The organism is Streptomyces sp. B8-7, from assembly GCF_058833805.1.
The window spans coordinates 309926-336474 of the sequence record NZ_JBYRRL010000005.1 but is presented as its reverse complement, the minus strand read 5'-3'; the positions used below and the strand labels follow the sequence as shown (position 1 = coordinate 336474).

At 73.2% G+C, this 26549-nt stretch carries 20 protein-coding genes and 2 pseudogenes; 9 read left to right on the top strand and 13 right to left on the bottom strand.

Annotated elements, in window-relative coordinates; translation table 11 throughout:
* Positions 1 to 100: 100 nt before the first annotated feature.
* Positions 101 to 535, top strand: coding sequence for an ATP-binding protein (locus AC5K6T_RS25690; protein WP_493212636.1), 435 nt, complete (start codon positions 101 to 103; stop codon positions 533 to 535).
* A gap of 272 nt (positions 536 to 807) precedes the next feature.
* On the opposite strand, the gene AC5K6T_RS25685 is transcribed toward AC5K6T_RS25690, so the two are convergent.
* Together AC5K6T_RS25685 and fdxA are read right to left on the bottom strand one after the other, a co-directional pair.
* The gene (locus tag AC5K6T_RS25685) at positions 808 to 1938 is read right to left on the bottom strand and encodes a bifunctional succinyldiaminopimelate transaminase/glutamate-prephenate aminotransferase (RefSeq protein WP_493212634.1); all 1131 of its coding nucleotides are present in this window, start codon (positions 1936 to 1938) and stop codon (positions 808 to 810) included.
* Positions 1939 to 2103: 165 nt separating this feature from the next.
* On the bottom strand, positions 2104 to 2424 hold the full coding sequence (gene fdxA, locus AC5K6T_RS25680; protein WP_493212633.1) for a ferredoxin: 321 nt from the start codon (positions 2422 to 2424) through the stop codon (positions 2104 to 2106).
* 110 nt (positions 2425 to 2534) lie between these two features.
* Between fdxA and AC5K6T_RS25675 the strand changes: the two are divergent.
* The 3 genes and pseudogenes from AC5K6T_RS25675 to AC5K6T_RS25665 form a co-directional block, all read left to right on the top strand.
* Positions 2535 to 2771: pseudogene (locus AC5K6T_RS25675) on the top strand (putative acetyltransferase); the annotation flags it as partial.
* 420 nt (positions 2772 to 3191) lie between these two features.
* Positions 3192 to 3902 (top strand): annotated as a pseudogene (locus AC5K6T_RS25670) (GNAT family N-acetyltransferase); the annotation flags it as partial.
* Positions 3903 to 3931: 29 nt separating this feature from the next.
* Complete coding sequence (locus AC5K6T_RS25665; RefSeq protein ID WP_493212631.1) at positions 3932 to 4792, top strand: transglutaminase family protein; 861 nt, start codon at positions 3932 to 3934, stop codon at positions 4790 to 4792.
* A gap of 386 nt (positions 4793 to 5178) precedes the next feature.
* On the opposite strand, the gene AC5K6T_RS25660 is transcribed toward AC5K6T_RS25665, so the two are convergent.
* The 4 genes from AC5K6T_RS25660 to AC5K6T_RS25645 form a co-directional block, all read right to left on the bottom strand.
* The gene (locus tag AC5K6T_RS25660) at positions 5179 to 7404 is read right to left on the bottom strand and encodes a hypothetical protein (protein WP_493212629.1); all 2226 of its coding nucleotides are present in this window, start codon (positions 7402 to 7404) and stop codon (positions 5179 to 5181) included.
* Between the two features lie 195 nt (positions 7405 to 7599).
* A complete protein-coding gene (locus AC5K6T_RS25655; protein ID WP_493212628.1) occupies positions 7600 to 8010 on the bottom strand; it encodes a DUF6113 family protein in 411 nt (136 codons plus the stop codon).
* Complete coding sequence (gene mshB / locus AC5K6T_RS25650) at positions 8007 to 8864, bottom strand: N-acetyl-1-D-myo-inositol-2-amino-2-deoxy-alpha-D-glucopyranoside deacetylase (protein WP_493212626.1); 858 nt, start codon at positions 8862 to 8864, stop codon at positions 8007 to 8009. Before mshB ends, AC5K6T_RS25655 begins: the two co-directional genes overlap by 4 nt.
* 3897 nt (positions 8865 to 12761) lie before the next feature.
* Positions 12762 to 13115 carry a VOC family protein gene (locus AC5K6T_RS25645; RefSeq protein WP_493212624.1) on the bottom strand — a complete coding sequence of 118 codons (354 nt, stop codon included), beginning with the start codon at positions 13113 to 13115 and terminating at the stop codon, positions 12762 to 12764.
* Positions 13116 to 13610: 495 nt separating this feature from the next.
* Here AC5K6T_RS25645 and AC5K6T_RS25640 point away from each other — a divergent pair, with 495 nt between their 5' ends.
* From AC5K6T_RS25640 to AC5K6T_RS25630, 3 genes are all read left to right on the top strand, one after another.
* Entirely contained in the window at positions 13611 to 14102 is a 492-nt protein-coding gene (locus tag AC5K6T_RS25640) for a hypothetical protein (protein WP_493212623.1), read from the top strand.
* Positions 14103 to 14258: 156 nt separating this feature from the next.
* Positions 14259 to 15125, top strand: a complete 867-nt coding sequence (locus AC5K6T_RS25635) for a helix-turn-helix domain-containing protein (protein WP_493212621.1) — start codon at positions 14259 to 14261, stop codon at positions 15123 to 15125.
* The gene (locus tag AC5K6T_RS25630) at positions 15122 to 15325 is read left to right on the top strand and encodes a DUF397 domain-containing protein (protein ID WP_493212619.1); all 204 of its coding nucleotides are present in this window, start codon (positions 15122 to 15124) and stop codon (positions 15323 to 15325) included. Before AC5K6T_RS25635 ends, AC5K6T_RS25630 begins: the two co-directional genes overlap by 4 nt.
* Before the next feature lie 153 nt (positions 15326 to 15478).
* On the opposite strand, the gene AC5K6T_RS25625 is transcribed toward AC5K6T_RS25630, so the two are convergent.
* Entirely contained in the window at positions 15479 to 15673 is a 195-nt protein-coding gene (locus tag AC5K6T_RS25625; RefSeq protein WP_493212618.1) for a hypothetical protein, read from the bottom strand.
* 189 nt (positions 15674 to 15862) lie between these two features.
* Here AC5K6T_RS25625 and AC5K6T_RS25620 point away from each other — a divergent pair, with 189 nt between their 5' ends.
* Positions 15863 to 18037 (top strand): S9 family peptidase, encoded by a 2175-nt coding sequence (locus AC5K6T_RS25620; RefSeq protein WP_493212617.1) that lies wholly within the window; start codon positions 15863 to 15865, stop codon positions 18035 to 18037.
* A gap of 446 nt (positions 18038 to 18483) precedes the next feature.
* On the opposite strand, the gene AC5K6T_RS25615 is transcribed toward AC5K6T_RS25620, so the two are convergent.
* Genes AC5K6T_RS25615 through AC5K6T_RS25595 form a run of 5 tightly spaced genes read right to left on the bottom strand, consistent with a single transcriptional unit; the run spans position 18484 to position 24242 of the window.
* Positions 18484 to 19746: an ABC transporter ATP-binding protein gene (locus AC5K6T_RS25615; protein WP_493212615.1), complete on the bottom strand. Its 1263-nt coding sequence runs from the start codon at positions 19744 to 19746 to the stop codon at positions 18484 to 18486.
* Positions 19739 to 20713 (bottom strand): ABC transporter ATP-binding protein, encoded by a 975-nt coding sequence (locus AC5K6T_RS25610; protein WP_493212614.1) that lies wholly within the window; start codon positions 20711 to 20713, stop codon positions 19739 to 19741. The genes AC5K6T_RS25615 and AC5K6T_RS25610 overlap by 8 nt, the downstream gene beginning before the upstream one ends.
* Before the next feature lie 6 nt (positions 20714 to 20719).
* A complete protein-coding gene (locus AC5K6T_RS25605; protein ID WP_493212613.1) occupies positions 20720 to 21697 on the bottom strand; it encodes an ABC transporter permease in 978 nt (325 codons plus the stop codon).
* On the bottom strand, positions 21690 to 22613 hold the full coding sequence (locus tag AC5K6T_RS25600) for an ABC transporter permease (RefSeq protein ID WP_493212611.1): 924 nt from the start codon (positions 22611 to 22613) through the stop codon (positions 21690 to 21692). Before AC5K6T_RS25600 ends, AC5K6T_RS25605 begins: the two co-directional genes overlap by 8 nt.
* A gap of 6 nt (positions 22614 to 22619) precedes the next feature.
* Entirely contained in the window at positions 22620 to 24242 is a 1623-nt protein-coding gene (locus AC5K6T_RS25595; RefSeq protein ID WP_493212609.1) for a peptide ABC transporter substrate-binding protein, read from the bottom strand.
* A gap of 214 nt (positions 24243 to 24456) precedes the next feature.
* Between AC5K6T_RS25595 and AC5K6T_RS25590 the strand changes: the two genes are divergently transcribed.
* Positions 24457 to 25200 carry a class I SAM-dependent methyltransferase gene (locus tag AC5K6T_RS25590; RefSeq protein WP_493212608.1) on the top strand — a complete coding sequence of 248 codons (744 nt, stop codon included), beginning with the start codon at positions 24457 to 24459 and terminating at the stop codon, positions 25198 to 25200.
* 230 nt (positions 25201 to 25430) lie between these two features.
* On the opposite strand, the gene AC5K6T_RS25585 is transcribed toward AC5K6T_RS25590, so the two are convergent.
* The gene (locus AC5K6T_RS25585) at positions 25431 to 26540 is read right to left on the bottom strand and encodes an ABC transporter ATP-binding protein (protein ID WP_493212606.1); all 1110 of its coding nucleotides are present in this window, start codon (positions 26538 to 26540) and stop codon (positions 25431 to 25433) included.
* Between the last annotated feature and the right edge of the window lie 9 nt (positions 26541 to 26549).

The window sequence follows — 26549 nt, the reverse complement described above, 5'->3', positions numbered from 1 at the left end:
AACCTCGACGGGCTTCGAGCGGTAGTCACGGTGTCCGCGCCCCGTCAACCGACGGGGCGGAGGCGGACACCGACCTGTTCTCTCCCGTCGAAGGAGCATCATGACCCTCCCCCTCTCCCGCCGGATCGCCCGTGCCGCGCTGCTCGTCGCCGCGGGGGCGGCTGCCGGGGTCGGTGCGGCCGGCTCCGCGAGCGCGGCCCCCGAGCTGCCCGCCGCCCCCGGCCTCGGCGGCCTGGCCAGCCCGGACACGGCGAGCCTGGGCACGACGGCCGACGGCGCGGCGCGCACCGTCACCGGCCTCGCGGGCGAAGCGGGCGGTCAGGCCGTGGAGCAGTCGGTGCCCGGTGTGGGCCAGGTCGGCGGCAAGGCCGCGAAGAAGGCCACTCCGGCGGTGCAGGAGACCGCCGGGAAGGCGGCCGGGTCCACCGGGGACATCGTGGGTGACACGGCCGGCAGCGCGACCCAGGGCGGCCTGCCGACGGACTCCCTCACCAAGGGCGGCGCCCTGCCGCTGAACGGCCTGCCCCTCGGCTGAGCCCGCACGACGCACGGCGGCGGGGCCCGGACTTCCCCCGGACCCCGCCGTCGCCTGTGCGCGGGCCGCCTGTACGCGGGCCGCCGACGACGTGGGTCCGCCGCGGGTGTCCCTCACAGGGCGCCGGACCCGGCCGCCGGGCAGACCCCGCGGCGGCCGGTCGGCCACGCGCCCCGGCCACGCGGCCCCCGGTCCGGCGGTCCGGCGGTCCGGCGGTCCGGCGGTCCGGCGGTCCGGCGGTCAAGCGGTCAAGCGGTCAAGCGGTCAAGCGGTCAAGCGGTCAAGCGTGCGACGGCTGCCGCGATCCGCTCGTCGGTCGCCGTCATCGCGACCCGTACGAACTTCTCCCCCGCCACCCCGTAGAAGTCGCCCGGCGCCACCAGGATGCCGCGCTCGGCGAGACGGGCGACGGTGTCCCAGCAGGACTCGTCCCGGGTGGCCCACAGGTAGAGGCCGGCCTCGCTGTGCTCGATGCGGAAGCCGTGGGCGCTCAGCGCCCCCCGCAGGGCCGCGCGCCGGGCGGCGTACCGCTCGCGCTGCTCCGCCACGTGCGCGTCGTCCGCGAGCGCCGCCGCGGCGGCCGCCTGGGTCGGCGCGGACGTCATCATGCCGCCGTGCTTGCGGATCTCCAGCAGCGGGCCGAGCACCTCCGGGTCACCCGCGAGGAACGCCGCCCGGTAGCCGGCCAGGTTGGACCGCTTGGACAGCGAGTACACCGAGACGACACCGTCGTACGAGCCGCCGTTGACGTCCGGATGCAGCACCGAGACCGGGTCGGCCTCCCAGCCCAGCTCCAGATAGCACTCGTCGGACACCACCAGCACGCCGTGCCGCCGCGCCCAGGCGACGATCCGGGTCAGCTCCTCCTTGGAGAGCACCCGGCCCGTCGGGTTCGACGGCGTGTTCAGCCACAGCAGCCGCAGCCCCTCCGGGTCCAGCTCGGTCGGGTCGTCGTACACCTCGTGACCGGCGCGCGCCAGCCGGGCGCCCACCTCGTACGTCGGGTAGGCGAGCCGCGGGAAGGCCACCTTGTCGCCGGGGCCGAGCCCCAGCTGTGTCGGCAGCCACGCCACCAGCTCCTTCGAGCCGACCACCGGCAGCACATGCCGGTGCGTGACGCCCTGGGCACCCAGTCGGCGCGCCGCCCAGCCGGTGATCGCGTCCCGCAGTGCGGGCGTGCCCCACACCGTCGGATAGCCCGGCGAGTCGGCCGCGTCGATCAGCGCCTTCCGGATCAGCTCGGGCACCGGGTCGACGGGCGTGCCGACCGACAGGTCGACGACACCGTCCGGGTGCGCGGCGGCCGTCTTCCGGTACGGCTCCAGCTTGTCCCAGGGGAAGACGGGCAGACGGTCGCGCGGCGACTCGACGGCGGAGCGGCGGTGGCCGGAGGGTGCGGACACGGGTGGCGGGCTCACTTTCTGGCTCGGGCGGCCGCCGTACGCCGGTCGCGTGGACCGCCGTACGGCCGCTACGGAGAACACCACGGCCCCGTACGGTGATCAGAGCGCTGACCGGGCCGTACGGGACCGAGGGACGTGCTGCGGGACTGCCGGGGCGGTCGGCCGTCAGCCGTTCTGCGGCGGCAGCCCGGCCACGAAGGGGTGGTCGCGCTCGATCAGACCCAGCTTGCTGGCACCGCCCGGGGAGCCCAGCTCGTCGAAGAACTCGACGTTCGCCTTGTAGTAGTCCTTCCACTCCTCCGGGGTGTCGTCCTCGTAGAAGATCGCCTCGACCGGGCAGACCGGCTCACAGGCACCACAGTCGACGCATTCGTCCGGGTGGATGTACAAGGACCGCTGGCCCTCGTAGATGCAGTCGACCGGGCACTCCTCGATGCACGCCTTGTCCTTCACGTCGACACAAGGCTGCGCGATGACGTAGGTCACGCTGTCGTTCCTCCTCGATAGGGCGCTGGCGGGCCTCCTCAGGCTCCGCCGCCTGGCGCGCGGGAGCGCGGCGTCGTCGATGCCCGCCCCTAGTATCTCCGTTCCTGGGCATGATCCGAACAGGAGGGGTGAACCGACCAGTGGAAATCTCCGCGGCAGGCCGCCTTGAGGTCCGCGTCACCGCAGCTGACGTGGGTAAACGCATCTCCGTGAGGAGGTTGAGGGACGCTGGCGACTCGGCGGAGAAATTCACCGACACGGTGGGTGTTCTCACATCATGGGACGAAGGCGTGCTGGTGATCACCACACGCTCCGGCGAGCCGGTCCGGATCGCGGAGAGCTCGCTGGTCGCGGGCAGGGTGGTGCCCGCCGCCCCGGCGCGTCGCGGCGGCCCCGCCGCCCGCTACGAGGAACTCGCCCGGGTCGCCGCCCGGGCGTGGCGGCCCGTGGAGAGCGAACGGCTCGGCGGGTGGGAGCTGCGCGCCGCCGTCCAGCCCGCCCCCCGCACCCCCGACGGACCCGGCCCGACCGGCCCCCCGGGCAGGCCGGCGTCCGCACGGTCCGGCGCGGAGGACACGGCTGAGGACGCATGTGCCTCGTCGGAGGACGCATGTGCCGCGTCGGAGGACACGGCGGAGGACATGGCGGAGGCGGCACGGCCCTCCGCGGCGGACATGGCGGAGGCGGCACGGCCCTCCGCGGCGGACACGGCGGAGGACGCACGCGCCGCGGCGCGCCCCGCCCCGGGCGCGGCGCCCGTCCGCCGTTCGGGCTTCACCCGCCGCGCCAACTCCGTCCTCCCGCTGGGCGACCCCGGCATGCCGCTGGACGCCGCGCTGACGGCCGTACGCCGCTGGTACGGCGACCGCGGCCTGCCCGCCTACGTGCAGACCGCCACCGGCGCGCCAGGCGCCCAGGAACCTCTCAGCGCCGCGCTGGCGGAACGCGGCTGGGTGCGCGAGGTGACCGCCGAGCTGTGGACCGGCGCCCTCGCCCCGGTCGCCGACCTCGGCGACGGCGCCGGCGTCACGCTGGCCCGGACCGCCGACGAGGCCTGGCTGGGCCGCTACCGGCGCAAGGGCCTGAGCGAGATCGCGCTGCGGGTGCTCGGCAGCGGGCCGTCGGTGTGGTTCGCGTCCGTGCCGGACCCCGGCGGCATACCGGACGGGGCCCCTGACGGCGCCTCCGGCGCGGCCCCGGGCGCGATCCCCGCCGCGATCGGGCGGCTCGTCGTCGACGGCCGGTGGGCCGGGTTCGCCGCCGTCGAGGTCGACCCCCGGCAGCGGCGCCGCGGCCTGGCCACGGCCGTCATGACCGCGCTCGCCCGGCAGGCCCTCGCCGAGGGCGCGTCCGCCGCCTGGCTCCAGGTCGAGACCGACAACACCGCCGCGCGCGCCCTGTACAGCGGCATGGGCTTCACCCCGCACCACGCCTACCACCACTACCGCGAGCCCGGAACTTCCGGCTCCGGCCGGTAGCGATCACCCTGAGAGGGCACCAGCCAGCCATGCCTTCCCCACGCCCGCCCGGCCCCCCGCCCCCCGAACGGTCCGCGCGGCTGCGCCGCCGGTTCGCCGAGGAGGCCCGTGCCGAACGGCCCGACCTGTCGCTGCTCTGCCTCCTCGTCGGCGCCCACGCGGACCCCTCCCTCGACGAGGACGGCTTCGACGCGGTCCAGGTCGAGCTGGACGAACTCGCCGGCCGGCTGCCCTTCCGGCCCGGACCGCCCGAGGCGTGGGCACTCGCCCTGCGCGAACTCCTGGGCGAGCGGTACGGGTTCCACGGCACCTCCGCCGACTACCGGTACCTGGAGTCCTCCCTGCTGCACTCGGTCCTGCGGCGGCGGCGCGGCCTGCCGATCCTGCTGTCCGTGGTGTGGCTGGAAGTCGCCCGCCGGGCCGGGGCTCCGGTGCACGGGGTCGCGCTGCCCGGACACTTCGTCGTCGGGTTCGGGCCGACCGGGGCGCAGGTACTCGCCGACCCGTTCGACGGAGGGCGCGTACTGACCGGCCCGGACGCCGAGTTGCTCGTGACCGGGGCGACCGGAGCGCCGCTCGAACCGTCCATGCTCGTGCCCGCGGACCCGCTGGACGTCGTCGCCCGCATCCTCGGCAACATCCGCGCCTGGGCCGCCGCCCGCCCCGAGCGCTCCGAGGTGGCCCTGTGGGCGGTCGAGCTCGCCCTGCTGCTGCCCGCGCACCCGGCACGGCTGCGCTGGGAACTCGGCCAGGTGCTGGTGCGGCGCGGCGAGTTCGCCGCAGGCGCCGAGGAGATGGAGTCGTACGCCGAACTGGTCTCCGTCGTCGACGAGGCGCTCGCGGAGCGGGTACGCACCGAGGCACGGTCGGCCCGGGCCCTGCTGAACTGAACCCGCCCCGGGGTACGGCACAGTCACCCGGCGGGGGGGCAGGCGCGCGCCGCACGGGCGCGTCACCGGACCGCACCAGGAGGCGGGAGCACCAGGAAGCGGGAGCACCAGGAAGCGGGAGCACCAGGAAGCGGGAGCACCAGGAAGCGGGAGCACGAGGAGGCGGGGAGCCACCAGGGGCGGGGAGAACCTGGAGGCGGGGAACACCAAGGGGCGGCAGCGCTGGGCTCCCCACCGGGAGCCCGGCCGGTGTCACAGCCCGCCGGGGTGCCGGGCCACCGGGCAGCACGGGTCGCCCCGGCGACCGGGGCGCCGCCGTATGCCGGACAGGGCATCCGCCCGCCGGATGCCCCCTCGGCGCCCCGCCCGTGCCGGGCGGCGGCGGGTCAGCTCGGGTCGGTGTCGATGACGCCGGTGCGCTCCGCCGCGGTCTTGCCCCGCAGCGCCGTGCGCAGCGCGCCGACCACGTCCTGCGGGAGCACGCCGCGCGTGGCGGTCGCGGTCTGGATCTGCACGCCGTCGAAGGTGCTCCCGTAGGCCGCCTGCAGGGCATCCAGGTCGTAGGTGTCGACGAGCTTGCCGTCGACCGCCTTGACGCCGAGGATCTTCGGCAGGGACACCGGGCCGAACTGGATGCTGTGGGCCGCGTCCGTCTGGATGGTCACGAGGTCGGAGAGCGCCGGCTCCGCGAACTCCTTCATCATCCGGTCGACCTCGGCCTTGTCGATGGTGGGCTGCCTGGTCGTGGTCGGCACCGTCACGGGGGTCGCGGCACCGGTCTCCACCTGGAGCCGGAAGGCGTCTTCGACGGCCTGGCCCGCCCGGTCGACGGCGATGCCCTGGCCGGCCTTGCCGTACACGGCGACGGCCTTGCCGGACGCGAAGCTGATGGTGCCCTCGGTGACCGACCCGGAGCCCCCGGCGGCCGCCTCCAGGGCGGAGTGCAGCTTCTCCTCGTCGACCGGCATCACCGGGTCCACGGCCCGCTCGTTGCCGAACAGCGAGCCGATCACCGAGACCGGGTTGTAGTCGCTGGTCGCGGCCGTCCGCACGGTCGCCTGCGTGTCGAACTGCAGGCCCGCCTGGTCCGGCTTCAGCGCGACCGTGCCCTCGCCGACCGCCAGCTTCAGCGGCTTGCCGACCCGGTCGCCGAACGCCTCGTCGAGCTTGCGGACAGCCTCGTCGCGGGTACCGCCGCCGATGTCCACGCCGAACACGGTGGTGCCCTTGGGCACGTCGGAGTGGTTCATCAGCAGCCCGGCACCGTACGCCAGGCCCGCGAGCGCGACGACGCCCCCGCCGAGCAGGACCAGCTTGCTGCGGCCCTTCCTCGCGGGGCGGGCCGGTACCGCGGCGGGCGGCTCCCCGACCGGCCCGGGCGCGGCGTGCGGCGGAGGGCCGTCGGGGCCGGGCGCGGCGAAGTCCTGGTCCGCCGACGGCACGACCGGGATGCCGCTGGTGACGGTCTGCCCGGAGACGTTGCCGCCCGGGCCGCCGTAGCCGCCGGACGGTCCGGGTCCCTGGCGCTGCGGCGTGAGGATCGCGGTGTCGTCGCTCAGGCCGGCCCCGGGATACGGGGCACCGCCGTGCGGCACGCCCTGGCCCGGGTAGGGGGCGCCCTGGACGGGGTGCGGCGTGCCGGGCCCCTCGTGCACCGGGGGAACGACGGGGCCGTCGCCGGTCACCGGACCGCCCGTGGGACCTGTGGGCCCGGCGCGCCCGGCGGCCCCCTGCGGCCCGGGGAAGCCGGCCGCGTCGGCCGGTCCCTGCGGACCCGGGGTGCCGCGACCGGGCCGGGCGCCCGGACGGGGCTGCGCGGCGTGCCCGTGCTCGGGCGACGCCCCCTGCTGCGGGCCCTCCGAGAAGTACGGCAGGTCGTCGCGGCGCGGCTCCGCACCGCCCGGGCGGGCTCCAGCGCCGGGCGGGCCGGCCGTCAGCGCCTCGGTCACATCGAACGAACCGGTGCCGCCGCCGTGCCCCGGGGCCACGGGACCGCCCGTCGCGCCCGGCAGTCCGGCGCCGTTGGCGCCGTTGGCGCCGCCGGGGCGGGCGCCGTTCGGCAGGCCCACGGAGCCGACGACGCCGCCGGGACGGCCGGCCGACGTCGACGAGGCCGGGGCGGACGCGCCCGAACCGGCAGGCGCCCCCGGTGCGGCGGGGCCCGGCGCGCCCGAAGAGGAGGGTGCGGCGGCGCCGTTGGCGGAGCCGCCGCCCTGACCGGCCCTGCCCGAGCCCGCCTTGCGGGGCGCGAACCAGTCGCTCGTCGGCTCGGCGGCGCCCGGTGCGGGCTCGGCGGGTGCCTCGGTGACGGGCGCGGCCGGCGTGGCGGTCGGCGGCGCGGGAGGCTCGGCGTCGCCGCCGGTGCCGCGCTCGGCCTCGACGACGGGAGTACGCATCACGACCGGCGGGATGGGCCGGGATCCGGGGATGTTGATGCGGATGCGGGTGGTCAGCGTGGTCTCGGTCTTACGTTCCTCCGGCGCGGGCGAACGGCCCGCGTCCGCGCCCCCGTCGGCGACCACGGGGGTGCCGTACGGCGGGGTGCCCGAGGGGTATGCGGCTCCGCCGCGCCCGTTGGGCCCGGAGGACGGACTGTCAGTTTCACGGCTCAAGGCAGGTTCTCCCGGTTGGCTCCGCCGCCCGTTGCGACCTCACTCTGCTTGGGGGCTCCCCTGTCCGAGCGGAGTCGGACGCTGGGGACGATCGGCGGCGCGCACCACCATACTGGCCGCTTGTGGCGCGTATCCCACGACCGCTGGGGAAACCCACACGGGACTCCCACGCGTGCTTGACGTCGAAGCGGTACGTCACTTCTCAAGTCGGACGGAGGGGCCGCCCGGTGGCCGCACCGGAGCGAGAGTGGCACACATCACAGCGATCGCCATGCCTCCGAGCAGAAAAAGATAGGAGCCGCCGTCCGCGGCGAACACGAAGTCCCCTTCCGGGCGGGTGGCGGTGAGGAGCAGGACGGCGAGGATCCATCCGGCGCCGCTCGCCACGGCGCCGCCGCGCCCGCCGGTGCCGAGGGCCGCACCGAGGAACAGCCCGGCCGCCCCGGCCAGGGCGAGCAGCAGCCCGCCCGGGAACCACCCGCCCTGCACCATGGCCCCGGCCACCCCCACGACCGCGCCGAGCACGAACAGCAGCAGGTATACGGCGATCCGGCCGGCGGAGGGCATCCGCAGCGGCTGGGAGAGCATCGGACCACGGTCGTTCACGGAGTCCCCCCGATCCCTGCGAACAGGTCGCCGTCGATGCCGTCGGCCCGCTCACCGCGCGCCAACTCGTAGTACTCGTCGGTGAACAGCGGCTGCGCGAGCCCGTTCGACAGGGCGAAGCAGGGTTCGGCGACCTCGATCTGGGTGGCGTGCGCGCGCATCGCGGCCGCCTTGGCACCGACGTGCCCGGCACCGTCGATGCGGGTGGTGATCCGCTCGTCGTCGACGACGCCCGGCACGTCCGCGACGGTGGCGCTCTGCGTGAACCCCAGCCGCCCGAGGTCGCCCCGGACCCGCGCGAAGCCCTCCTCCGCGACGGAGCGCGGCACGCGGTTCCAGAACACGCGCGCCACGGGCAGGCCCTCCGCCTCGGCGAGTTCCACCGCCCGCATGGCGACGCGGTGGGCCTGGATGTGGTCGGGGTGGCCGTAGCCGCCGTTCGCGTCGTACGTCACCAGCACCTGGGGCCGCACCTCGCGGATCACGTCCAGCAGGTGTCCGGCGGCCTCGTCGACGTCGGCCTGCCAGAAGCAGGCGGGGTCGTCATTGTCGGGAAGGCCCATCATGCCCGAGTCGCGGTACCGGCCCGGCCCGCCGAGCTGCCGGAAGTCGGACACCCCGAGTGCCGCCATGGCGACGGCCAGCTCTCCCCGCCGGAACTCCCCCAGCGCGTCCCCGCCCAGATGAGCCAGCCCCGGCGGAATCACCTCGCCCAGCTCCCCGAGCGTGCAGGTCACGAGCGTCACCTGAGCACCCCCGGCGGCATACGCGGCCATGGTGGCGCCATTGTTGATCGACTCGTCGTCCGGATGCGCGTGCACCAGCACCAGACGCCGAGCGGGCAGTTCCGTCATGAGCCCAGCCTACGAGGCCCCCGGACACCCCGCCGACCCCCGGGGCCACAGCCACCACCCCGGACGACGACGCCACGCAACAGCGCCGCGAAGGGAGGGGCCCCGGGGGAGGGGAGGGGCCCTGAGGGAGGGGAGGGGCCCTGAGGGAGGGGAGGGGCCCTGAGGGAGGGGAGGGGCCCTGAGGGAGGGGAGGGCGCCGGGCTCACGCGCTCGGGGTGAGGAGGCAGCACACGTAGGCGCAGGCACCTCCGCATGACGTGGCCGGGTGCGGAGGGGCGCGGGGCTGCCGGGCGGAGGAGCCGCGGGGCGGAGGGCGTTGCTGTGGGGTCGGTCGGTGGGTGGGGGTGGGGCCGCCCGCTTCTTTCGCAGTGTCGTGCTTGCGCGGGGCGGGTAAAGGGCGCTGCGCCTTCGGCTCCGCGTCGCCTGCGGCGATGGCCCTGCGGGCCACCCTTGACCCGCCCCGCTCCAGCACGGGTGGGAAGCGTGCGGACGGCCCGGGGAGAACGGGGGGCCAGGCAGCGTCTCCGCCCCAGCAGCGTTGCCCAGCATCGACCGGGCCGGACGGCCACCGCATCCGCACCTCGCCAGCACGCCGGGTCGGCTCGGCGGCTTCCCGCCGGTGGGGAGTGCGGGGGTGGGCGCCGGGGATGGGCGTCGCATGGCCAGTCCTCGTCGGACGGGGCGCGCATCCGCGTCCCGCCAGCACGCCGGGTGAGTTCGGCGGCTTCCCGCCGGTGGGCGGCTTTGGAGGCGGGCGCCGGGGATGGGCGCCGAAGGACTGCGGGCTCGGCGAGTCCGGGTGGTGGGCGCGGTGGGCGCGGTGGGTGGGAGGTATCGGGGTGGCGGCCCGGGTGAGGTCGGGTCGGTGGGCTGTTGTCGGGGGTTGGGGTGAGTGGCATGCGAGGTGTGTGTGGGGGGGTTGGTGTGGAGGTTGGCCGGTGGGTGGGGGTGGGGCCGCCCGCTTCTTTCGCAGTGTCGTGCTTCCACGGGGCGCGTCAAGGGCGCTGCGCCTTCGGCTTCGCGTCGCCTGCGGCGATGGCCCTGCGGGCCACCCTTGACCCGCCCCGCTCCAGCACGGGTGAGAAGCGAGCGGACGGCCCGGGGAGAGCGGGGGGCCAGGCAGCGTCTCCGCCCCAGCAGCGTTGCGCAGCATCGACCGGGCCGGACGGCCACCGCGTCCGCGCCTCGCCAGCACGCCGGGTCGGCTCGGCGGCTTCCCGCCGGTGGGGAGTGCGGGGGTGGGTGTCGGGGATGGGCGTTGCTTGGCCGGTCCCCGTCGGGTGGGGCGCGCATCCGCGCCTCGCCAGCACGCCGGGTGAGTTCGGCGGCTTCCGGCCGGTGGGGGGTCGGGGGTGGGCGCCGGGGATGGGCGCCGAAAGGTGGGTCCCCTGTCGGGCGGGGCGCGCATCGGCGTCTGGCCTGCACGCCGGGTCGGCTTGGCGGCTTCCGGCCGGTGGGGGTTTGGGGGTGGGTGCCGGGGATGGGCGTCGCATGGCCGGTCCCCGTCGGGTGGGGCGGGCGTCCGCGTCTGGCCTGCACGCCGGGCGGGCTCAGCGGCCACCCGCCGGTGGCGGTTTCCGGGGCAGGCACCGGAGATAGGCGCCGAAAGGCCGGTCCCCGTCGGACGCCGCGTCCGCGTCCCGCCAGCACGCCGGGCAGGCTCAGCGGCCACCCGCCGGTGGCGGTTTCCGGGGCAGGCACCGGAGATAGGCGCCGCATGGCAGAGCCCGGGCGGGTGGAGCGCATCGGCGTCCCGCCTGCACGCCCGGTGAGTTGGGCGGCTTCCGGCCGGTGGGCGGCTTTGGGGGTGGTTGAGGGGGGTGGGGGTGGTGATTGGAGGATTCGGGTCATGTGCGGGGCGGGAAGGGGAGGGTGAGCGAGGGTGCGGTGGCCCTGATCCTCCTTTTGCGTGCTGGAGTGTTGTGGGTGTGACTCACGGGGCCGGTGGGGGTGTCTGGTCCGTCGCCCGGGCGGGACTGACGGGCACGGACTGACCGGTGTGGCCGGTGTGGTGTGGCTGGTGTGGCCGACGGTGTGGTGTGGCTGCGCGACTGACTGCCCGGCTGACCGAGGCTGCCCGGCGGCAGCCGTCCTGACCCCGGCCGTCTCCCCCGCTTCTCGCCTCACCTCCCCCCAGACCCCCCGCCTTCCCCTCCCCCCTCCCCTTCCTCCTGTCCGCGCCGCCCCGCTGCCTCACCCGCCCCCCTCACCCTTCCCCCACTCACCGACCGCCGGTCACCGGCCGCCATCGGCCGGTGACCCCGGGGGGGGCCGCCCCGGGCACGCCCCCACAACCCGCCCGGGCGCACCGCCCGCCCACCGGACATCAGACACCGGACATCAGACACCGGACACCGGACGTCTCCGCACCGGTCCTACCGGCCCACCGGTCCCACCAGCCCACCGACACGCCCCCACACTCCACCGTGCGCACCCCGCCACCGGCCGGAAGCCACCACACCCACCCCCACGAGAACCCGCCCTGCCAGACCCCTCCCCGCACCCACCCCGAACCCCCACCGGCAGACAGCCGCCAAACCGCCCCGGCGTGCTGGTGGGACGCGGATGCGCTCCACCCGCCCGGGCTCTGCCATGCAACGCCCATCCCCGGCGCCTGGCCCGGAAACCACCACCGACGGGAGGCCGCTGAGCCCGCCCGGCGTGCAGGCCAGACGCGGACGCCCGCCCCACCCGACGGGGACCGGCCATGCGACGCCCATCCCCGGCACCCACCCCCAAACCCCCACCGGCCGGAAGCCGCCAAGCCGACCCGGCGTGCAGGCCAGACGCCGATGCGCGCCCCGCCCGACAGGGGACCCACCTTTCGGCGCCCATCCCCGGCGCCCACCCCCGAACCCCCACCGGCCGGAAGCCGCCAAGCCCGCCCGGCGTGCAGGCGAGGCGCGGACGCCCGCCCCACCCGACGGGGACCGGCCATGCGACGCCCATCCCCGGCGCCCACCCCCGCACTCCCCACCGGCGGGAAGCCGCTGAGCCTGCCCGGCGTGCTGGCGAGGTGCGGATGCGGTGGCCGTCTGGCCGGGTCGATGCTGGGCAACGCTGCTGGGGCGGAGACGCTGCCCGGCCCCCCGCTCTCCCCGGGCCGTCCGCACGCTTCCCACCCGTGCTGGAGCGGGGCGGGTCAAGGGTGGCCCGCAGGGCCATCGCCGCAGGCGACGCGAAGCCGAAGGCGCAGCGCCCTTTACCCGCCCCGCGCAAGCACGACACTGCGAAAGAAGCGGGCGGCCCCACCCCCACCCACCAGCCAACCCCCACACCAACACCCCCGCACACACACCAACACCCCACACACCTCGCATCCCCCCACCCCAACCCCCGGCAACAGCCCACCGAACCGACCGGGCAGCCGCCGGACCGGGTCCGGTGGGTCCTTCGCACCATCGGCCGGGTGGTCGCTAACGGGCCGATCTGCGAACGGTGTTGGGGCGGGTCCGCCCGGGGGCGGCTGGTGGGTGAGTCGGCGGATGGTCGGGCGGACGAGGACGAGGACGAGTTCGGTGGTCATCCGGTGTGGGAGGGCTCGCCGGGCGGCACGGTCAGGGACGGGGCCGGTGAGGGCGCGGTGGGGTTCGCGGGCGGGGTCCACCGCAGGTCTCACGTCGCCCGGTGCGCTGCCGGAGCGGACGCCGTCGGCGGAGTTCGGCGTTGGCGTGCTCGACGCGGCTCCGGCGTCACGTCGGGAGGCGGAGACGAGCGCGTGAGTCTGACGGGGCATCACACCGGCGACACACCCGACACACCCGACACACCCGAGACATCCGACATACTGCCGACACCTGGCGTGGTCGCGTCCGCGCCCCCCGCGTGACGAGGCTCATCAATCGCGAGGCGGGCCGTTGCGGCCAGCGTGACGGCGCGGCCAGCGTGACGGCGCGGTCAGGCAGGCTGCCACAGCTCAAGCCGATTGCCCTCAGGGTCTGTGACCCAGCCGAATCGACCGACCCCCTCCATGTCCTGAGTCTCCTCGGCCACGTCCGCCCCCTTGGCGCGCAACTGGGCGAGCATCGCGTCCAGGTCGCGGACCCGGAAGTTGAGCATGGTCCGCTGGTTGCGGGAGCCGAAGTAGTCGGTCTCGGACTCGAACGTCGCGAACACCGTCACCCCGGCTTCCTGACGCCACAGGCCGTTCTCGCCCACGTCCAGGCCCAGGCAATCGCGGTACCACGCGCTCAAGGACTCCGGGTCGGTGGCCCGAAGGAAGTATCCGCCGATTCCAAGCACACGTTCCATGCCGCCATCTTGCCAGGGCGGAGATCGGCGGGACAGCGCCGCATCATCGCCCGTCCCCGCGCCCCCGCCCCCTCGTGGATCAGCCCCGCAGGCCGTGCCGGTGTGCAGGCGCGACGCCGGCGCGCCCCGGCGGGGACTGCCGTGCGGCGCCCGTGCCGACCCGCCCGCCGAGGCCCTCCAGCCCACTCGTCTCCGTCACGCACCCCCTCAGGCGGCTCTGACCGATGCGGCACAATCGCAGGTGAACGAGCGGGAAGCGGTGGGGGTGGGAACGTGTGGCGCAGTGGCTCACGAAGCCGGCGTAGGGACATACCGAACGAGCCTGGGCTACTTGCTGCAGCGGCCGAGAATCCCGGTGGCAGCGTCGCCGAGATCGACCCGGCGCATGTCGACGACCCGAACGGCTACGTACCACCCGAGGCGATCCGCGGCGCGTGGTTGGTGGACGGCAACGGGAAACTGACGGGTGAGTACCAGGAGAACCCCCGTCACGGGGTGCCACAGGACGACTTCAGCGAACTCACCGATCCTGATCACTGGCTGGGCTGGCTCGGTGACGATCCCGCGATCGCCGTCCGGAAAGGCATCGAGGGGTCCCTGCGTGCCCAGGTGGCGGACGCGGTCGTCGACTGGGTCAAGATCCTGGAGACGCCCCGGTTCCTCACGGGTGGGCGTCGGCGATCCGACGACGAGCAGGTCATGGTGGTCACCCGCGCGGCACTCGCCGCACCGTTCGCGTTGTCCGTGCGCACGACGCAGCACGGGCGCTCCGTCCTCCTGGGGGTGTTCTCCTGGGCAGCGGTGAACCTCTCCACGCCCGAAGTCCGCAAGGACCGGCACTGGTTCGACCTGGGCGTCGGGCTGGACTGGGCCGGTGAACGGCTTCAAGAGCGCCTCTACGAGGTCGACGGCGACGGCGGCACCTCCGAGGAGCAGGGCGGCAGCGCCACGCCGCCGCCCCGGCCCTCTCCGGTGGAGTTTTCCTGATTCGCCCGGCCCGGAGAGGTCTCGTACGCCTACCGTGAGCAGTGATGACGCCGTTGCGCACGGTCACCGGGCCGGGTCGTCCGGAGTGGCCGGCTCATGCCTCCGGGCCGCGCGGGGCGGGCGTCGCCGCAAGGTCGTACGACGGAGGGGTGCGCAGTGGTTGCTGACGTCGAGGTGGCGAGCGAGGCGGAGGAGCCCGGGTGGGAGGTGGACCCTGACGACGACTGGGCGCTGGCGGTCGTCGCCACGGTGGGACGGCAGTTGAGGCTGCGACGGGAGGCGGCGGGCATCCGGGTTCCCGACTTCGCCAAGGCGGTCGGCTACGGCGAGGACATGATCTACAAGATCGAGTCCGGGAAGCGGATCCCGAGGCCCGAGTTCCTCGACAAGGCCGACCATGTGCTGGGGGCGGGCGGGCTGGTCTCCGCGATGAAGGAGGACGTGGAGAAGGTTCGGTATCCGAAGAAGGTTCGGGACCTCAAAGAACTTGAGTCCAAAGCGGCCGAGCTGCTCTCGTACGGCAACCACAACGTGCACGGTCTGCTGCAGACCGAGGAGCACGCACGTGCGCTGTTCGAGATGGCGCAGCCCCCGCAGTCCTCGGAAGAGGTGGAGCGTGGGGTGATCGCGCGCATGGCACGCGCTTCCGTGTTCGGGCGTTCGCCCGCACCGGTTCTCAGCTTTGTCCAAGAAGAGGTGACGCTACGCCGACCGATCGGGGGGAGGATGGTGCTACGGCGTCAGCTCGAACACCTCTTGGGGGTCGGAAGGTTGCGCAACGTCACCATCCAAGTGATGCCGACAGACCGGGCAGAACATGCAGGGATGGGCGGCCTGATCCAACTGCTGAAGTTCGAGGACGGCACGGCCGTCGGCCGCTCTGAAGGTGCTTTCAACGGCCGTCCGGTCTCCGACCCGAAGCAGCTCAGGATCCTTGAGCTGCGGTATGGCATGATCCGGGCGCAGGCTCTGACGCCGGACGAGTCGTTGGCCTTCATCGAGCATCTGCGGGGAGAGACATGATCAGCGCATCCAGCAGTGACGCCGACCTGGCCTGGTTCAAGAGCAGTTACAGCGACAGCAGCGACATCAACGACTGCGTCGAAGTAGCCGCCACCCCCACCGCCGTCCACGTCCGTGACTCCAAGCGTGCTGCCGGTCCACGCCTGCGGCTCTCGCCGGGGGCCTGGACCGACTTCGTGGCGTACGCGGCCGGGGCCTGAGGTGCGGGAGGCCCGCGGCCGGTCCCTCGGGGCGGCGGGGCCGCTGCCGGACCGGCGGAGCCCCTGCCGACGGGCCCGACCCGCTCCGGCCCCGCACGGGTCCCGCGGGAGTCGGACGGGGAACGGCATGCCGGGCCGGTGCGGGTGGGGGCGTCAGAACTTGATGCTGCCGATCATGCCGGCGATGTTTGTCGTCAGCTCGCTGATCGTGGGAGCGATCGTGGAGGAGGCCAGGTAGAAGCCCAGCAGCATGCAGATCACCGCATGCCCGGCCTTCAGTCCCGACTTCTTGATCAGGATGAAGACGATGATCGCCAGCAGCACCACCGCCGAAATCGAGAGTGCCACGGCGGTTCACCTCCAGTCAGAAGCACGCCAACAGGGCAGGCCAACGCGTAAACCCATACAGGAGCCAGCAGGTTCATACCCACACAGCGTTAGTGATCATAGCTATCCGTGCGTGCGCATCGCTGGGCGCACGGATGCGCAAGGGAGCGCATGGCCAATCATCGCCGACATCGCCCATAGGGTCGGGTCATGACGACCGAGCCTGCTGACTCCTTCCCCCGACGGCACGCCCGCACCCAGCGGTTCACGCTCGGCGCGCCGCGTTCGTTCACCGTGGCGCCCGACGGTTCGCGCATCGCGTTCCTGAGGTCGGGTTCCGGCACCGACCGGGCCAACTCCCTGTGGGTGCTGGACCTCGCGGACGGCGGGGAGCACCTCGCCGCCGACCCCCGCAGCCTGCTGGGCGGCTCCGAGGAGCGGCTGTCGCCGCAGGAGCGGGCCCGGCGCGAGCGCAGCCGGGAAGGCGGTGCGGGCATCGTGGGCTACGCCGCCGACCGGGCCCTGGAACTTGCGGCGTTCACCCTGTCCGGCCGGCTGTTCACGGCGGAGCTGCGGGCGGGCACGACGCGTGAACTGCCCGCCGCCGGACCGGTGATCGATCCGCGGCCCTCTCCGGACGGGCGGCTGGTGGCGTACGTCGCCGCAGGTGAGCTGCGAGTGGTGGGCGTGGACGGCGAGGGTGACCGGGTACTCGCGGCGCCGGACGGGGACGGCGTGTCGTACGGGCTCGCGGAGTTCGTCGCGGCGGAGGAGATGGGGCGTTCGCGCGGTTTCTGGTGGTCTCCGGAGTCGGACCGGCTGCTGGTCGCGCGGGTCGACGACACGCCGGTGCAGCGCTGGTGGATCTCCGATCCGGCCCAGCCGGAACGTGACCCACACCACGTCGCGTACCCGGCCGCCGGAACGGCCAACGCGGAGGTGCGGCTGTTCGCGATCGGGCTCCACGGCGACCGGACGGAGGTGGTCTGGGACCGGGCGCGGTACCCGTATCTGGCGCGTGTGCACTGGTCAGTGGCGGGTGCGCCGCTGCTGCTGGTGCAGGCCCGGGACCAGCGGAGCCAGGCCTACCTGGCGGTCGACCCGGAGACGGGGGCGACCCGGATGGTGCATGCCGACGAGGACGCGATTTGGCTGGAACTTTTCGCCGGGGTGCCGTGCTGGTCGCCCTCCGGGCAGCTGGTGCGGGTGGCGGACGAGGGCGGCGCACGGGTGCTGGCGGTCGGCGAACGGCCTTTGACCGGAGCGCAGTTGCAGGTGCGCGCGGTCCTGGACGTGGGGGACGACGACGTGCTGCTGTCGGCGTCCGCCGGGGAGGACGCGGCGGGTCCGGAGACCGGCGAGGTGCATGTCTACCGGGTCAACGAGCTGGGCGTGGAGCGCGTGTCCGAGGAGCCCGGCGTGCACTCTGCCGTGCGCGCCGGGGGCGTGACGGTGCTGGTGTCGGCGACGCCGGGAGAGCCGGGGACCCGGGTGCGGGTGCTCCGTGACGCGGACCGGCGGGAGGCGGGCCGGCAGCAGAGGCCGGGGGTCTCCGCGGGCGGCTGGGAGAAGGCGCTGACGATCACCTCGTACGCGGAACGTCCCGGTCTGTCCCCGCGCATGCTGCTCACCGAGGGGGGCGCACGCCGCATCCCATGCGCCCTGCTGTTGCCCCGGGACCATGACGGGGTGACCCCGCTGCCGGTCCTGATGGACCCCTACGGCGGCCCGCACGGCTCCCGGGTGGTCGCGGCGCACAACGCGCATCTCACCTCGCAGTGGTTCGCCGACCAGGGCTTCGCGGTGCTGGTCGCCGACGGGCGGGGCACCCCGGGCCGTTCGCCGGGCTGGGAGAAGGACGTCCGGCACGCGTTCACGGCGGCGCTGGACGACCAGGTGGAGGCGCTGCACGGCCTGGCCCGGTCGCATCCGCTGGACCTCTCCCGGGTGGCGATCAGGGGCTGGTCGTTCGGGGGCTGGCTGGCGGCGCTGGCCGTGCTGCGGCGGCCGGACGTCTTCCACGCGGGCATCGCCGGCGCCCCGGTCACCGACTGGCGGCTGTACGACACCCATTACACGGAGCGCTACCTGGGGGACCCGGCCGCCGACGCCGAGGCGTACGCCCGCAACTCGCTGGTCACCGACGAGGGGCTGTCCGCGCCCGCCGCACCGCACCGGCCGCTGATGATCGTGCACGGCCTCGCCGACGACAACGTGGTCGTCGCGCACGCGCTGCGGCTGTCGTCGGCGCTGCTGGCCGCGGGCCGCCCGCACGAGGTGCTCCCGCTGTCCGGGGTCACGCACATGACGCCGCAGGAGCAGGTCGCCGAGAACCTGCTGCTCCTCCAGGTCGACTTCCTGAAGCGGTCCCTCGGCACGGCCTGACCGGCCAGAGGCCGCGATGCCACGGCGCAGGGCCCGGATGCCACGGCAGAGGGCCCGGACGCCACGGCAGCGGCACGGCCCGTCCCGGTGGCGCCGGCCGGGACGACAGGGCAACGGGCCGGGATGACATGACGCATCCCGGCCCGTTCACGGCACCCGCACGGCCGTACGCTGTTCAGCATCGCGCGTTCGTATATCGGAACCGGGTCAACGGAGTTGCCTGTGTGTTACCGCGCTTCCCGGTCGCGGCGACCGCGCGGGGTCGCCGCCCACGCCACGCAGGCTGCCCACACCGCCCGCACCACCCAGACCGCCCCAGCCGCGCCCCGGACGCCCCGGACCCGCACACCCCACACACCCCACACACCCGCACCGCCCGCGCCGCCCCTCGTCAGCCCCGCGCCACCCCGCCTCGCCTCGCCCCGCCCCGCCTCGCCCCGCCCCGGCTACTCCGGCTCCTGCGGCGGGTGCTCGCGCGTCTCGCCCGGCTGCTCGGGTGGCCGGGCCCGGTCCCGCTGGTGCTCCGGTGTCTCCGGCGGCCGCTCCCGGCCCGGTGCGGGCTCCCCCGCGACGGTCGGGCGCCCCTCGCCCCGCCGGGGCTCCCCCGGCGCGGTCGGGCGCCCTGAGCCCCGCTGGGGCTCTGCCGCGGCCGACGGCGGTCCGCCGCCCGGCCCGGGTCCCTCCGCCTCCGGCACGATGTGCTTCTCCTCGGCGAACAGGCAGGCCGAGTCGTGCGCGGCGGGACCCGCGGCGCCCGCGAGGTGGGGCGGGACGGCGAGCAGGGGCACCTCCTCGGCGCACCGCGGCCGGGCCTTGAAGCAGCGGGTGCGGAAGCGGCAGCCGGAGGGGATGTTCGTGGGGGACGGCACGTCGCCGGCGAGGATGATGCGCTCGCGGTGTTCCCGGGCCTCGGGGTCGGGCACGGGTACGGCGGAGAGCAGGGCCTGGGTGTAGGGGTGGGTGGGATGGTCGTAGATCTCGGCGTCCCTGCCGATCTCGACGATCCGCCCGAGGTACATCACCCCGACCCGGTCGGAGATGTGCCGGACGATCGACAGGTCGTGCGCGATGAAGACGTAGCTCAGTTCGAACTCGGCCTGGAGGCGGTCGAGGAGGTTGACGACCTGGGCCTGGACGGAGACGTCGAGCGCGGAGACCGGCTCGTCGGCGACGATCACCTCGGGGCGCAGGGCGAGGCCGCGGGCGATGCCGATGCGCTGGCGCTGTCCGCCGGAGAACTGGTGGGGGTAGCGGTTGATGTACTCGGGGTTGAGGCCGACGACGTCGAGGAGTTCCCGGACGCGTCGGCGGCGGTCGCCCTTGGGTGCGGCCTCGGGGTGGATCTCGTAGGGCTCCTGGATGATGTCGCCGACCGTCATGCGGGGGTTGAGGGACGTGTAGGGGTCCTGGAAGACCATCTGGATGTTGCGGCGTACGGCTTTGAGGGCCTTGCCGGACAGTCTGGTGACGTCCTCGCCCTTGTAGCGGATCTCGCCGGCGGTGGGCTGTTCGAGGTGGACGAGCATCTTGGCGACGGTGGACTTGCCGCAGCCGGACTCCCCCACGATGCCGAGGGTCTCGCCCTTGTGCAGGGTGAAGTCGACTCCGTCGACGGCCTTGACGGCGCCGATCTCCTTCTTGAAGAGGATGCCCCGGGTGAGCGGGTAGTGCTTGACGAGCCCGTTCACCTCGATGATCGGCTCAGTCATTGAGGCACTCCCTCCAGAAGTGGCAGGCGCTGCGCCGTTCCCCGGACACCTCGTACAGGGGCGGCAGGTCGGTGCGGCACACGTCCTGGGCGAGGGGGCAGCGCGGGTGGAAGGCGCAGCCGGGCGGGATGTTCATCAGGTTCGGCGGGAGGCCCTTGATGGCGTACAGCTCGTGGCCCTTCTGGTCGAGCCGCGGGATGGATTCGAGCAGGCCCTTGGTGTAGGGGTGGGCGGGGGCCTTGTAGATGTCGTGGACGGGGGCCTGTTCGACGATGCGGCCGGCGTACATCACGGCGATGCGGTCGGCGACGTCGGCGACGACGCCGAGGTCGTGGGTGATGAGGATGAGCCCCATGTCGAGTTCCCGCTGGAGTTCCGCGAGCAGTTCCATGACCTGGGCCTGGACGGTGACGTCGAGTGCGGTGGTGGGCTCGTCGGCGATGATGAGGGCGGGTTCGAGGGCCAGCGCCATGGCGATCATGATGCGTTGGCGCATGCCGCCGGAGAACTGGTGGGGGTACTGGCGGACGCGTTCCTTCGCGGCGGGGATGCGGACGCGGTCCATGAGTTCGACGGCTCGGGCGCGGGCGTCCTTGCGGGACATGCCGCGGTGCACGACGAACATCTCGCCGAGCTGGTCGCCGACGCTGAGGACGGGGTTCAGGGAGGACAGCGCGTCCTGGAAGATCATCGCCATTTCGGCGCCGCGGATCCTGCGCCGCTCCTCCTCCTTCAGCTTCAGCAGGTCCTTGCCCTGGAAGAGGATCTCGCCGCCGGCGATCCTGCCGGGTGGGATGTCGAGGATGCCCATGACGGCCTGGGCGGTGACGGACTTGCCGGAGCCGGACTCGCCGAGCACGGCGAGGGTCTCGCCGGCGTCGACGGCGTAGGTGACGCCGTTGACGGCTTTGGCGATGCCGTCGCGGGTCTTGAACTCGACGTGCAGGTCCCGGACTTCGAGCAGCATGCGGCGTCACCTCAGCTTCGGGTCGAGGGCGTCGCGCACCGCGTCGCCGAGCATGATGAAGGCCAGGACGGTGACGGCGAGGGCGCCGGACGGCCACAGCAGCGCGTGCGGGGCGTTGCGGACGTAGGGGGAGGCGGCGGAGATGTCGATACCCCAGGAGACGCTGGGCGGTTTCAGCCCGACGCCGAGGTAGGACAGGGTCGCCTCCAGGGCGATGTAGGTGCCCAGGGCGATGGTCGCGACGACGATGACGGGCGCGACGGCGTTGGGAGCGATGTGCCGCAGCAGGATGCGGGAGTGGGAGGCGCCGAGGGCGCGGGCGGCCTGGACGTAGTCGTTCTGTTTGGCGGTGATGACGGAGCCGCGGGCGATGCGGGAGATCTGCGGCCAGCCGAGCAGGACCATGAAGCCGATGACGGGCCAGATGGTGTTGCTGGTGACGACGGACAGCAGGACGAGGCCGCCGAGGACGACGGGGATGGCGAAGAAGATGTCGGTGACGCGGGAGAGGACGGAGTCCCACACACCGGTGAAGAAGCCGGCGAGGCCGCCGAGGACGGAGCCGAGGAGGGCGACACCGAGGGTGGCGAGGACGCCCACGGAGACGGAGGTGCGGGCGCCGTAGACGGTGCGGGTGTAGACGTCGCAGCCCTGGCCGTCGAAGCCGAAGGGGTGGCCGGGCTGGGAGCCCTGCTGGGCCTTGGCGAGGTTGCACTGCAGCGGGCTCTCCCAGGTGATCGCCCCGGGCCAGAGGGAGATGAAGACCAGGAAGAGGATGACGAGCCCGGCGATGATGAAGACGGGGTTGCGGCGCAGGTCGTGCCAGGCGTCGGACCACAGGCTGCGGGGTCTGCCCTCGGGGCCGGTGCCCTCGGGGCCGTCGGGCGTCTTCTCCAGGGTCTCCCCCTCGCTGGTGGCGAGGTCCATGGCGCCGCCCGAGCCCGCGGGGGAGATCGCCTCGTCGGGATCGAACTGCTCAGGCATAGCGGATCCTCGGGTCGAGTACGGCGTAGAGGAGGTCGACGAGCAGGTTGGCGACCAGGAAGACCAGGACGAGGACGGTCACGAAGCCGACGACGGTCTGGGTGTTCTGCCGGACGATGCCCTGGTAGAGCTGGTAGCCGACGCCGTGGATGTTGAAGATCCGCTCGGTGACGATGGCGCCGCCCATCAGGGCGCCGATGTCGGCGCCGATGAAGGTGACCACCGGGATGAGGGAGTTGCGCAGCAGGTGCCGGGAGATGACCCGGCGGCGGGGCAGTCCCTTGGCGATGGCGGTGCGGACGTAGTCCGAGCGGCGGTTCTCCGCGATGGAGGTGCGGGTGAGCCGGGTGACGTAGGCGAGGGAGACGGAGGCCAGGACGAGGCCGGGCAGGATCAGTTCGTCCAGGGGTGCCGCGGAGGAGACGGACGGGCTGATCCAGCCCCACTTGACGCCGAACAGCAGCTGCAGCAGCAGGCCGGTGACGAAGGTGGGGACGGAGATGACGACGAGCGTGCCGACGAGGACGGTGGTGTCGACGGGCCGTCCGCGGCGCAGGCCGGTGATGACGCCGAGGGTGATGCCGATGACGATCTCGAAGAAGATGGCGACGAGGGTGAGCCGGATGGTGACCGGGAAGGCGGACGCCATCAGCTCGGTGACCGGCTGGCCGTTGAACGCGGTGCCGAAGTCGCCGGTGAAGACGTTGCCCATGTAGGTCAGGTATTGCTGCCAGACCGGCTTGTCGAGGCCGAACTCCTTCCTGAGCTGGGCGGCGGTGGCCGGGTCGCACTGCCGGTCGCCGCACAGCCCGGCGATGGGGTCGCCCATCACGTTCACCATCAGGAAGATCAGCAGCGTGGCCCCGATGAACACGGGGATCATCTGGAGCAGCCGCCGGACGACGTAACGCCCCATGACCGGTCAGCTCACCTTGATCTCGTTGTAGACCGGGACGGAGAACGGGTTGAGGCTGACGTCGGACAGCCGCTCGGAGTAGCCGGCCGAGCCGTTCTGGTACCAGAGGGGGATGGCGGCCATGTTGTCACGGACGACCGCCTCGGCCTGTTTGAAGGTGTCGACGGCCTTGGACTGGTCGGTCTCGGCGTTGGCCTCGTCGACGAGCTTGTCGAAGTCCTCGTTGCTCCACTTGCCGTCGTTGGAGGAGGCGTTGGTGTAGTAGAGCGGCTGGAGGAAGTTCTGGATGAGGGGGTAGTCCATCTGCCAGCCGGCACGGAAGGGGCCGCTCATCTTGAGGTCGGTGATCTGGTTGCGGAAGTCGGCGAAGGTGCCGACGGGGTTGCCGACGCAGGCCGTGTTGTTGCCGAGTGCGTTGTTGATGGAGTTGCAGACGGCGTCGACCCACTGCTTGTGGGAGCCGGTGTCGGCGTTGTAGGTGATCTTGATCTGGCCGCCGGGAAGGCCGCCGCCCTCCTGGATGAGCTTCTTGGCCTCGTCGGGGTTGTACTCGCAGGCGTCTCCGCAGAAGCCCTCCTCGAAGCCGCCGTCCTCGCCGAGGACGGGTGAGGTCCAGTCGGAGGCGGGGGTGCGGGTGTTCTGGAAGATCGTCTTGGTGATCTGGTCGCGGTCGATCGCCATGGACAGCCCGGTGCGGACCTTCTGCGCGCCGTCGGTGTCCCACACCTCGTCGTAGTAGGGGAAGGCGAGGGTCTGGATGATGCCGGCGGGGGTGTTGAGGTAGCGGTCGCCGAGGTCGCTCTGGACGTTGGCGAGCTGGCTGGCGGGCACGTCGTCGACGAGGTCGAGGTTGCCGGCGAGCAGGTCGGTGTAGGCGGTGTTGTTGTCGGTGTAGACCTTCAGGTCGACGCCGCCGTTCTGCGCCTTGTCGTCGCCGATGTAGTCGTCCCAGGCCCTGAGGGACATCTGGGAGCCCTTCTGGTACGAGTCGATCGTGTAGGGCCCGTTGCCGATCGGCTTGGACAGCCAGGCGGCGTGGTCGTCGAAGAACGACTGGGGCAGCGGGGCGTAGGCGACGTAGCCGAGGGTGTCGGGGAAGGTGGAGAACTTCTGCGACAGCTGCACGGTGAAGGTGTGCTCGTCGACGACCTTCAGACCGGACATGGTGTCCGCGGTCTGGTCGCTGCCGTCCTCGGGGTGGACCGCGTCGTAGCCCTCGATGTAGCTGAAGAAGTAGGCGTTGCGCTGGTTGTTCCTCAGGCTGGCGCCGTAGTTCCAGGCGTCGACGAAGGACTTGGCGGTGACGGCCTGCCCGTTGGAGAACGTCCAGCCGTCCTTGACGGTGATGGTGAAGTTCTGGGAGTCGGAGGTGTCGATCCTCTCGGCCAGCATGTCCTCCGCGGCACCGGTCTCGGGGTTGTACCGCTTGAGGCCGCGGAAGATCATGTCGAGGACCTTGCCGCCCTGCACCTCGTTGGTGTTGGCGGGCTCCAGGGGGTTCTGCGGGTCTCCCCAGGAGGCGCTGAGCACCGCGCTGCTGTCGCCGCTGTCCCCGCCTCCGCAGGCCGTGGCCGCGAGGACCACCGCCGCCGTGCATGCGGCCCATTTGGCGTGCCTGGCTCCGCGCATGGAGTGCCTCCTCGTGAGTGCGCTGGTGTGCGCTGTGCCGCCAGCGCCTTGGCACTGACCCGTCTCGGCCAATATCGGGGCATTCTTCGCATGTCGCACACGCACGGAGCCCTTCGGGCGACCCCCCTCCCCTCGTCGGCGTAAACACGTCGTTCACCGGCCGTAAACCGAGGATTTCTGTACTGACCGACGAATCAGTTGGCACACTGCCCGGATGGTTGATCACTCCTTCGCCGACCTGGAGCTCGCACGGCTGTACGACGCCCGCAACCGGTGGGGGCCGGACGACGACTTCTACCTGGAGCTGGTGCTGGCGGCGCGCAGTGCGCTCGACGTCGGCTGCGGCACCGGGCGGCTGCTGCGCGGGGCACGGACGGCCGGGCACGGGGGACGGCTGACCGGACTGGACCCGGCGGCCGCGATGCTGGTCCAGGCGAGAGACGCGGCGCCGGACGTGGAGTGGGTGCTCGGCGACATGGAGTCGGTCCGCTGGCGGGAGGAGTTCGACCTGGCCGTGATGACCGGTCACGCCATCCAGTCGCTGCACGGCACCGCACGGGTGCGGCGCCTGCTGGCCGGGGTGCGCGCGGCGCTGGCCCCCGGCGGCCGGTTCGTGTTCGAGACGCGCAACCCGGCGGTACGGGCCTGGGAGAGCTGGACCCCGGAGCGGGCGCACGAGATCACCGGGCCCGACGGCCACCGGGTACGGGTCTGGCACGAGGTGGCCGGGCCGGTCGCGGGCGAGGCGGTGACGTACACCGAGACCTTCGCGAGCGCGCGGTGGGAGCGCGCCCGCGTCAGCCGCGGCACGCTCTGGTTCCCGGCCCCGGACACGCTGGACCGGTTCCTGGCCGAGGCCGGCTTCGAGGTGACCGCCCGCTACGGCGACTGGCGGCGGGGCCCGTTCACCCCCGAGCGGAGCCCGGAGATCGTCACCGTGGCCCGGCCGACGGGCTGACCGGCGGGGCCGGGCGCGGGGTCACCCGCGGTTCGCCGGTGCCCCGAAGGGCGCGGACAGCCGCGCGGCCGGCCACGACGGCGGGCCGGCCGGCGTCACACCGCGGCAGGTCCGCGCAGAGCGCAGTCCGGGGCCGGGTCCGGTACGGCGCGGGCCGGTGCCCGCGGGGCTCGCCCCCGGTGCACCGGCCCGGTGTCCTGCGGATGTCCGGACGTGAGGACGTCGGGACGTCAGTCCTTCTTCTTCTCCAGCGACGTCAGCGCCGGGTCCATGACGACGTCCTGGCGGGCGTCCGTCGTCGGCTCCTCCGGGAAGTGGCAGGCCGTGAGGTGGCCCTCGCCGCTGCCGGAGAGCTGGACCAGCGGCGGCTCCTCGGTCGCGCACTTGTCCTGCGCCTTCCAGCACCGGGTGCGGAAGCGGCAGCCGGACGGCGGGTGGATCGGCGAGGGCACGTCGCCGGCGAGGCGGATCCGCTCGCGGCGCTCGGCGTCGTCCGAGACGTCCACCTCGGGCACGGCCGACAGCAGGGCGTGGGTGTAGGGGTGGCGCGGCCTGTTGTAGATGGCGTCGCGGTCGCCGACCTCGACCACCTTGCCCAGGTACATCACCGCGACGCGCTGCGAGAAGTGGCGCACGATCGCCAGGTCGTGGGCGATGAAGACGAACGCGATGCCGAGCTCGTCCTGCACCTTCTGCAGCAGGTTGACGACCTGCGCCTGGATCGACACGTCGAGCGCGGAGACCGGCTCGTCGGCGACGATCAGCTTCGGGTTCAGCGCGAGCGCGCGGGCGACGCCGATGCGCTGGCGCTGACCGCCCGAGAACTCGTGCGGGAAGCGGTTGTAGTGCTCGGGGTTGAGGCCGACCAGCTCCAGCAGCTCGCGGACCTTCTTCTCGCGGCCGCCCTCGGGGTTGATCCCGTTGACCTCCATCGGCGACTTGATGATCGAGCCGACGGTCTGCCGCGGGTTCAGCGACGAGTAGGGGTCCTGGAAGATCATCTGGATCTCGGACCGCACCGGCGCCAGCTTCTTGCGCGTGGCGTGGGTGATGTCCTGGCCGGCGTAGACGATCTGGCCGCTCGTCGGCTCCAGCAGGCGGGTGATGAGCCGGCCCGTGGTCGACTTGCCGCAGCCGGACTCGCCGACCAGGCCGAGGCTCTCGCCCACGCCGACGGACAGGTCGACCCCGTCCACCGCCTGGACCGCGCCGACCCGGCGCTTGATCGGGAAGCCGCCGTAGATCGGGAAGTGCTTGGTGAGGCCCTTGACCTCGAGGAGTGTCTCCCGGGCGGTCTCGGCGGAGCCCTGCTGTGCGGGGAGGGTGAGGTTCTCGCTCATGATCTCGTC